The organism is Streptomyces phyllanthi, assembly GCF_009377205.1.
GTDB lineage: Bacteria > Actinomycetota > Actinomycetes > Streptomycetales > Streptomycetaceae > Streptomyces > Streptomyces phyllanthi.
Genome location: NZ_VJZE01000444.1, coordinates 1 through 7,499 on the forward strand (window position 1 = coordinate 1; position 7,499 = coordinate 7,499).

Consider the following 7,499-nt stretch of genomic DNA (forward strand, 5'->3'; position numbering starts at 1 on the left):
CCCCGCCCCCGTCCCTAGACTTGGCGCCCATGCAGAGTGAGCCCGTGGTCCAGGTCCGTTCCCTGGTGAAGCGGTACGGAGGGAAGACCGCGGTCGACGGCCTCGACCTGGTGGCAAGGGCGGGTGTCACCGCCGTACTCGGCCCCAACGGGGCGGGCAAGACGACCACGGTCGAGACCTGCGAGGGATACCGCAGGCCCGACGCGGGCACGGTCCGCGTGCTGGGCCTCGACCCCGTACGGCAGGCCGCGGACCTGCGCCCCCGCATCGGCGTCATGCTCCAGTCCGGCGGCGTCTACTCGGGCGCGCGCGCCGACGAGATGCTGCGCCACGTGGCGAAGCTCCACGCCCACCCCCTGGACGTGGACGCCCTCATCGAGCGGCTCGGCCTCGGCGGCTGCGGCCGCACCACGTACCGCCGCCTCTCCGGCGGCCAGCAGCAGCGCCTCGCCCTCGCCATGGCCGTCGTGGGCCGCCCCGAACTGGTCTTCCTCGACGAACCGACCGCCGGCCTGGACCCGCAGGCGCGCCGGGCGACCTGGGACCTCGTACGCGACCTGCGCGCGGACGACGTCTCCGTGATCCTCACCACCCACTACATGGACGAGGCCGAACAGCTCGCCGACGACGTCGCGATCATCGACGCCGGCCGGGTCATCGCCCAGGGCTCCCCCGAGGAGCTGTGCCGGGGCGGCGCCGAGAACACCCTGCGCTTCACGGGCCGGCCGGGACTGGACGTGGGCTCCCTGCTGAAGGCCCTCCCTGCGGACTGCACGGCGGCGGAGCTGACCCCGGGCACCTACCGGGTCGTCGGCAAGGTCAACCCGCAGCTGCTGGCGACCGTCACGTCCTGGTGCGCACAGCACGGCGTGATGCCCGAGAAGATATCGGTGGAGCGGCACACCCTCGAGGACGTCTTCCTCGAGCTGACCGGTAAGGAGCTGCGCGTATGAGCGCGGGTGGAGCCGCACGGACGAGTGCGGCGGGGACGTACGCGCCGAAGCCGGGAGCCGCTCCCCTGCCGCGGATGATCGCGGCACAGGCGGCGCTGGAGACGAGGATGCTCCTGCGCAACGGCGAGCAGCTGCTCCTGACCGTCGTCATCCCGACCCTGCTGCTGGTCCTCTTCAGCTCGGTGGACGTCGTGGACACGGGCGACGGAGAGGCCGTGGACTTCCTCGCCCCGGGTGTCCTGGCGCTCGCGGTGATGTCGACGGCGTTCACGGGCCAGGCCATCGCGACGGGCTTCGAGCGCCGCTACGGCGTGCTGAAGCGGCTCGCCTCCTCACCGCTCCCCCGCTGGGCGCTGATGACCGCCAAGACGCTCTCCGTCCTGGTCACGGAGGTCCTCCAGGTCGTCCTCCTCACGGTGATCGCCTTCGCGCTCGGCTGGTCCCCGCACGGCAACCCCTTCGCGGTGCTGCTCCTGCTGGTCCTCGGCACGGCCGCCTTCTCCGGGCTCGGCCTGCTGATGGCGGGCACGCTCCGGGCGGAGGCCACGCTGGCGGCCGCGAACCTGGTCTTCCTGCTGCTGCTCGTGGGCGGCGGTGTGATCGTGCCGCTGGACAGGTTCCCGGAGGCGGCCCAGGGCGTCCTCGGGCTGCTGCCGATCTCGGCCCTGTCCGACGGGCTGCGGGACGTTCTCCAGCACGGCGCCGGGATGCCGTGGGGCGACCTCGGGATCCTGGCCGTGTGGGCGGTGCTCGGGCTGGGCGCGGCGGCGCGCTTCTTCCGCTGGGAGTAGGCGCCGGGCACCCTGGGGACCCCTCGTGAAACCGTGCACAAGCGTGCGGCCTACGATGGGGCGCGTGCCAAAAGTGACCCGCGCCGACGCCCAGGCCTTCGTGCGCAACCCCCTCGTCTTCATCGCCGAACGCTGGACCCCGTCCCACCGGACGGTTCAGCGGGCGGCTCTCGCCGCGCTCGTCATGTCGGTGGTCATCGTGGTCACCGGCGGTGCCGTCCGCCTGACCGGCTCCGGGCTCGGCTGCCCGACCTGGCCGAAGTGCACCGAGGACTCGCTCACCACGACCAGCGCGATGGGCGTCCACGGAGTCATCGAGTTCGGCAACCGCATGCTGACGTACGTGCTGTGCGCGGCCGTCGGCTGGGCGATCATCGCCGCCCGCTCGCAGAAGCCGTGGCGGCGGAGCCTGACACGGCTGGGCTGGACCCAGTTCTGGGTGGTCATGGGCAACGCGGTCCTCGGCGGCATCGTCGTCCTGGTCGGTCTCAACCCGTACACGGTGGCCGCGCACTTCCTGCTCTCCACGGCCCTCATCGCGGTGGCGACGGTGATGTGGCAGCGCACACGGGAGGGCGACGCGGCACCGCGCCCGCTGGTGGGCAAGGCCGTGCAGCAGCTCGTGACGGTCCTGGTCGTCGTGACCGTGCTGCTGATCGCGGTCGGTACGGTCGTCACCGGCGCGGGTCCTCATGCGGGCGACTCGAGCGACGTGGCGCGGATGCCGCTGAACTGGGAGAACGTCAGCAAGCTGCATGCCGTCCTCGCCTGGATCGTGGTGACGCTGACCTTCGCCCTGTGGTTCGTCCTCAAGGCGATCGACTCCCCCGAGGCGCCGCTCCACCGCACCCGCGACCTGTTCCTGATCCTGGTCGCGCAGGGTGTCATCGGTTATGTCCAGTACTTCACCGACCTGCCCGAGGTCCTGGTGGGCGCCCATATGCTCGGCTCCTGCCTGGTGTGGATCGCCACACTGCGGGTGCTGCTGTCGCTGCGGGAACGGTCGGAGGTCACGGTGGACGTGCCGGGCCTGTCGGCGGAGAAGGTCGCCACGCGCGCGTAGTTCACGCACGCTCACGTCACGTCACGTCACGTATACGCCCTGACCAGGGCATCCATGGCGGGCCCGAGGTACTCCCTGGTCAGCTGGGCCCGACGCGCGAGCCACTCCGCGCCCGGCGCCGCCCCCGGGCCTTCGTACCGCCGCCTCCTGACGTCCTCGACCACCTCCACGGGCGCGCCGAAGGACGGCAGCAGGTCGAGGGCCTCCCGTTTGGTGATCAGCCGGCCCTCCTTCAGGGTGACCACGGCGCGGGCGTACGTGACGAGCCAGAGGTCGACGTAGACGTCCTGCGTCCAGTTGTCCGCGCGGTCGACCTCCCGTCGCCAGAAGTCCCGCTGGTCACGTACGACGAACTCGGCGAGCTCACGGTCCGGCACGGGCGGCAGCAGGGCCTCGGGCGGCTCGCCGTGCAGGACCAGCCCGAAGGAGTGCAGCTCCCGGCGGGTCACCGGTGTGACGGTCCGCTTGAACAGCTGCTCGTGCGCCCAGGTGAGGTGCCGCCGCTCCGCGTCGGCCGACGTGCCGGACGTCAGATAGCTGCAGTGCAGCTTGCCGGCGAGCGGCTCGGCCCGCAGACGGGCGTGCAGCCGTGCCACCCGCCAGATCGTCCGGAGCGTGACCGGGTCGTCCAGGACCGCGATCAGGTCGAGGTCGCTGCGGCCCTCCTGGTAGTCCCCGCTGCCGAGTGACCCGTGTGCCCATACGGCGACGGGGGCGAGGTCGCGCAGTCCGGTGAGGAAACGGTCGAGAAGCCGGTCGGTCGCTTCGCTGCGTGTCATACGTGCAGTCTGGACGACCGCTCCGGCCGGTACTCCCGTCCTGGCCCCGTGGCCCCTCACCTCTCCAGCCCGTACACCCGCCGCGCGTTCCCCGCCGCGATCAGCCCCGCCACGCGCTCGGCGTCCGCCAGGGACCACGCCCCCTCGGCCACCCATGTCCCGAGCACCCGCGCCAGGGCCTCGCGGAACAGCCGGGCCCCCACCACGTGCAGCTCCGGCAGGCCGTGGGCGCCGCTGGAGAAGAGGAGCTTGCCGAAGGGGGCCAGCTCCAGGACCTCGGCGAGCACGGCGGCGGCACGCGCGCCCGTGCGGAGGAGTTCGGCGCCCAGGTCGGCGTAGACGTGGGGGAAGACCCCGGCGAGATGGGCCGCGTGACGGTGGTACGGGTAGCCGTGCAGCAGCACGAGATCGGTGCCCAGGCCGGCCGTGGCACGGGCGAAGTCCGTGAGGAGGACGGGGTCCGTGCGGTCGATCCGCAGGGAGGGTTCGCCGAGGCCGGAGTGGAGCTGGAGAGGCAGTCCGGAGGCGACGGCGATCCACAGCAGATGCCGAAGCAGGACCGGGTCGGTGAGCGTGCCGCCGACCCGCCGGGCTGCGAGCCAGCGCCCGGCCGCGCCCCGCACCTCCCCGGGCCCGGGCGGTTCGGGCGCGAGCGCCAGTCCGTGCCGTACGCCCGCCACGGAGGTGAAGGCCACCGCGTGCGCGGCCGCTCCGTGCACCGACTCCGCGAGATTGGCGAGAAAGGACTCGACCGTACCGGAGGTGTCGGCGACCTGTTCGGCGAGGAGTTCGAGGCGGACGACCTCGTACGCCTCGGCCGCGCCCGTCGAGGCCATCTCGCCCGGCCCGGTGAGGTCGCCCGGCAGTCCGGTGTCGACGAGGTAGGTGGTGATGCCGCTGCCCCGCAGCAGTCGGCGACCGGTCTCCAGGACGCCCAGTTCACGGCGCCGGGCGAGGTAGCGGGCGGGCGGGCAGTGCGGCTCGAGACCGAGCAGGGGCGGGCACCAGCGGCGTACCGCGAAGCCGGTCTGGGTGTCGAAGAAGGTCGTGCCGGACGCGGGCGGGCCCTCGCTGCGGGCGAGGTGGGCCTCGAAGGTGCCGAGGCCCAGCTCCGTCCGCAGCACGCCGTGGCAGTACTGGTCCACCAGGGACGGCGTTTCGATCATCCGGACTCCCCGTGACTGGACCGTGTCTCCCACAGGTCCTAACGGGTGAACCGGGCGCAGGGTGCTGCTGTCTCCCACCCCGTACGAACGACCGACGGTTGTCGGCCGTGTCCTTGCCCGGAGGAGGGGCCCACGGACGGTCCGGGGGCGGTCGGAGACGGTCCTGGATCAGCCGTTGCTCGGGCCGCCCACCTGGATCCCCGCCATCCGCGTCCACTCGTACGGGCCGGTCTTCACCTTGGCCGCGAACTCGCCGTCGAAGTCCTCGTGGACCGTGATCCCGGACTTCTCCACGGCCTTCTCGGCGATCTCGTACGAGGGCGCCACCAGGTCGCCCCAGCCGCCGTCCTCACCGACGAGCACGATGCGGGCGCCACGCTCGCCGATGTACGCGACCTGGCCCTCGGCCCCGCCGTGAGCCCTGGCGAAGGCGCCGATCTGCTGGGCGAGCCGCGCCACCTTGCGCTCCGCCTTGGGGTCAACCTGCTGCGTGTCTGCCATGGTCAGGATGCTACCGACGGGTAGAGCGAACGGCGACGGGCGGGGTGCGTGGCCTTGACCACGCTCCCCGCCCGTCGCAGGACCGAGAAGGCTTCTAGCGGAGGAACGGGTCCACCGCCACCGCCACGAACAGGATCGACACGTACGTGATCGACCAGTGGAACAGGCGCATCTCCTTGAGCCTGGCACCCGTCACCTCGGCCTTCGCGCGGTTCTGCAGGCCGTGCGCCTCCCACAGCCAGAAGCCGCCGGCCGCCAGCGCCACGGTGGTGTAGAACCAGCCCGTGTAGCCGAGCGGAGTGAGCAGCAGCGAGACCGCGACCATCACCCAGCTGTAGATCACGATCTGCCGGGCGACCACCTTGTTGGAGGCGATGACCGGCAGCATCGGCACGCCCACGCGCGCGTAGTCGTCCCTCACCTTCATCGACAGCGGCCAGTAGTGCGGCGGCGTCCAGAAGAACATGACGAGGAAGAGGACGACCGGTGCCCAGGACAGGGAGTCGGTGACGGACGACCAGCCGATCAGGACCGGCAGGCAGCCCGCGATGCCGCCCCACACGATGTTCTGTGAGGTACGCCGTTTGAGGATCATCGTGTAGACGACGACGTAGAAGAGGAGCGCTCCGAGGGACAGCCATGCGGACAGCCAGTTGACGGTCAGACCGAACAGCAGCGTCGAGACGACCGCCAGCGTGATACCGAAGGCCAGGCACTCGCGCGGGCTGACCATGCCGGTGACCAGGGGGCGCTGGGACGTGCGCTCCATGAGGGCGTCGATGTCACGGTCGATGTACATGTTCAGCGCGTTGGCGCCGCCCGCGGAGAGGTAGCCGCCGACGCAGGTGAGCAGCACCAGCTTCAGGTCCGGCACGCCCTGCTCCGCCAGGAACATCACGGGGACCGTGGTGATCAGCAGAAGCTCGATGATCCGCGGCTTGGTCAGTTCCACGAACGCCTTGACGCGGGCCCCGAACGGCCGCTGGCCCCGGCTGTTGCTCGTGCTGCTCGCCCCGAGAACTCCCGGTGGACGGGATTCGACGGCCGTCACGTACACCCCTGACAGAGACATCCCAGCGAGCCTCCGGTGTGAACACCCGGTAACGGCTCGCGCGTACTCACGGAACTGTATCCGCTGCGCGAACCGCGCCCTTCCTGGGGGTCGGGTCGTGTTGGGAGGGGCCCCGCAAAGGGCCCGGCGGGCCGCCGCACCCCCGTACGACGCCCCCGTACGACACCCCGTACGAAGAGCCGGGCGCCCTGTGATCGACGAGTCGGACGCCCTGCGATTGAGCGCTCCGACGACCGGCTGCGTATTGAGGTGTCGACTGCGGGTCCTCCTGGTCCCACCCCGCGGAATCCTCCCGGTGGGGAGGCGGTTCGGGGTCGCTCGCGGCAGTCCGGTACGACTGTGGAACGAATCCGGAATGACTCTGGAATGACTCGAAAAGACGCGCGTTCTTCCGGGGGTAGGCTCGACAGCGGCCGGTGCCGCCGAGAACACCGGCATTGACTTGTGGAGAGGAGCCCTGACTCAGGGTGAGCACCAAGCCGACCACTACAGATCTCGCGTGGACCGAGTTGGACACGCGGGCCGTCGACACCGCCCGCGTCCTGGCCGCCGACGCCGTACAGAAGGTCGGCAACGGCCATCCGGGTACGGCGATGAGCCTCGCGCCCGCCGCGTACACCCTCTTCCAGAAGGTGATGCGCCATGACCCCTCCGACCCGGACTGGACCGGCCGTGACCGGTTCGTGCTGTCCGCGGGCCACTCGTCCCTGACGCTCTACACCCAGCTGTTCCTGGGCGGCTTCGGCCTGGAGCTGGAGGACCTGAAGGCGTTTCGTACCTGGGGCTCGAAGACTCCGGGTCACCCGGAGTACGGGCACACCAAGGGTGTGGAGACGACGACCGGCCCGCTGGGGCAGGGTGTCGCCAACGCGGTGGGGATGGCGATGGCGGCCCGCTACGAGCGCGGCCTGTTCGACCCGGACGCGGCGCCGGGTGAGTCCCCGTTCGACCATCACGTCTTCGTGATCGCCGGTGACGGGTGTCTGCAGGAGGGCATCTCGGCGGAGGCGTCCTCGCTGGCCGGCCACCAGAAGCTCGGCAACCTGGTCCTGCTGTGGGACGACAACCACATCTCGATCGAGGGCGACACCGAGACCGCGGTCTCCGAGGACGTGGTGGGCCGGTACGAGGCATACGGCTGGCACGTACAGCGGGTGGAGCCGCAGGAGAACGG

7 protein-coding genes and 1 pseudogene are annotated in these 7,499 nt (G+C 71.0%); 4 read left to right on the forward strand and 4 right to left on the reverse strand.

Annotated elements, in window-relative coordinates:
- Positions 1 to 29: 29 nt before the first annotated feature.
- Genes FNH04_RS37330 through FNH04_RS37340 form a run of 3 tightly spaced genes read left to right on the forward strand, consistent with a single transcriptional unit; the run spans position 30 to position 2,807 of the window.
- The gene (locus FNH04_RS37330; protein ID WP_152790274.1) at positions 30 to 953 is read left to right on the forward strand and encodes an ABC transporter ATP-binding protein; all 924 of its coding nucleotides are present in this window, start codon (positions 30 to 32) and stop codon (positions 951 to 953) included.
- Positions 950 to 1,744: an ABC transporter permease gene (locus tag FNH04_RS37335; RefSeq protein WP_152790275.1), complete on the forward strand. Its 795-nt coding sequence runs from the start codon at positions 950 to 952 to the stop codon at positions 1,742 to 1,744. Before FNH04_RS37330 ends, FNH04_RS37335 begins: the two co-directional genes overlap by 4 nt.
- 55 nt (positions 1,745 to 1,799) lie before the next feature.
- On the forward strand, positions 1,800 to 2,807 hold the full coding sequence (locus tag FNH04_RS37340; RefSeq protein ID WP_152790276.1) for a COX15/CtaA family protein: 1,008 nt from the start codon (positions 1,800 to 1,802) through the stop codon (positions 2,805 to 2,807).
- A 26-nt stretch (positions 2,808 to 2,833) separates the two neighbouring features.
- Here FNH04_RS37340 and FNH04_RS37345 read toward each other — a convergent pair whose 3' ends face one another.
- The 4 genes from FNH04_RS37345 to FNH04_RS37360 all read right to left on the reverse strand — a co-directional run bounded on the left by FNH04_RS37345 (position 2,834) and on the right by FNH04_RS37360 (position 6,310).
- Positions 2,834 to 3,586, reverse strand: a complete 753-nt coding sequence (locus FNH04_RS37345) for a nucleotidyltransferase domain-containing protein (RefSeq protein WP_152790277.1) — start codon at positions 3,584 to 3,586, stop codon at positions 2,834 to 2,836.
- Between the two features lie 56 nt (positions 3,587 to 3,642).
- Positions 3,643 to 4,752 (reverse strand): amidohydrolase family protein, encoded by a 1,110-nt coding sequence (locus tag FNH04_RS37350; RefSeq protein WP_152790278.1) that lies wholly within the window; start codon positions 4,750 to 4,752, stop codon positions 3,643 to 3,645.
- 168 nt (positions 4,753 to 4,920) lie between these two features.
- On the reverse strand, positions 4,921 to 5,253 hold the full coding sequence (locus FNH04_RS37355) for a hypothetical protein (RefSeq protein WP_152790279.1): 333 nt from the start codon (positions 5,251 to 5,253) through the stop codon (positions 4,921 to 4,923).
- 94 nt (positions 5,254 to 5,347) lie between these two features.
- A complete protein-coding gene (locus FNH04_RS37360) occupies positions 5,348 to 6,310 on the reverse strand; it encodes a heme o synthase (protein ID WP_322724969.1) in 963 nt (320 codons plus the stop codon).
- Positions 6,311 to 6,792: 482 nt separating this feature from the next.
- On the opposite strand from FNH04_RS37360, the pseudogene FNH04_RS37365 reads away from it, so the two are divergent.
- A pseudogene (locus FNH04_RS37365) lies at positions 6,793 to 7,499 on the forward strand (transketolase); the annotation flags it as partial.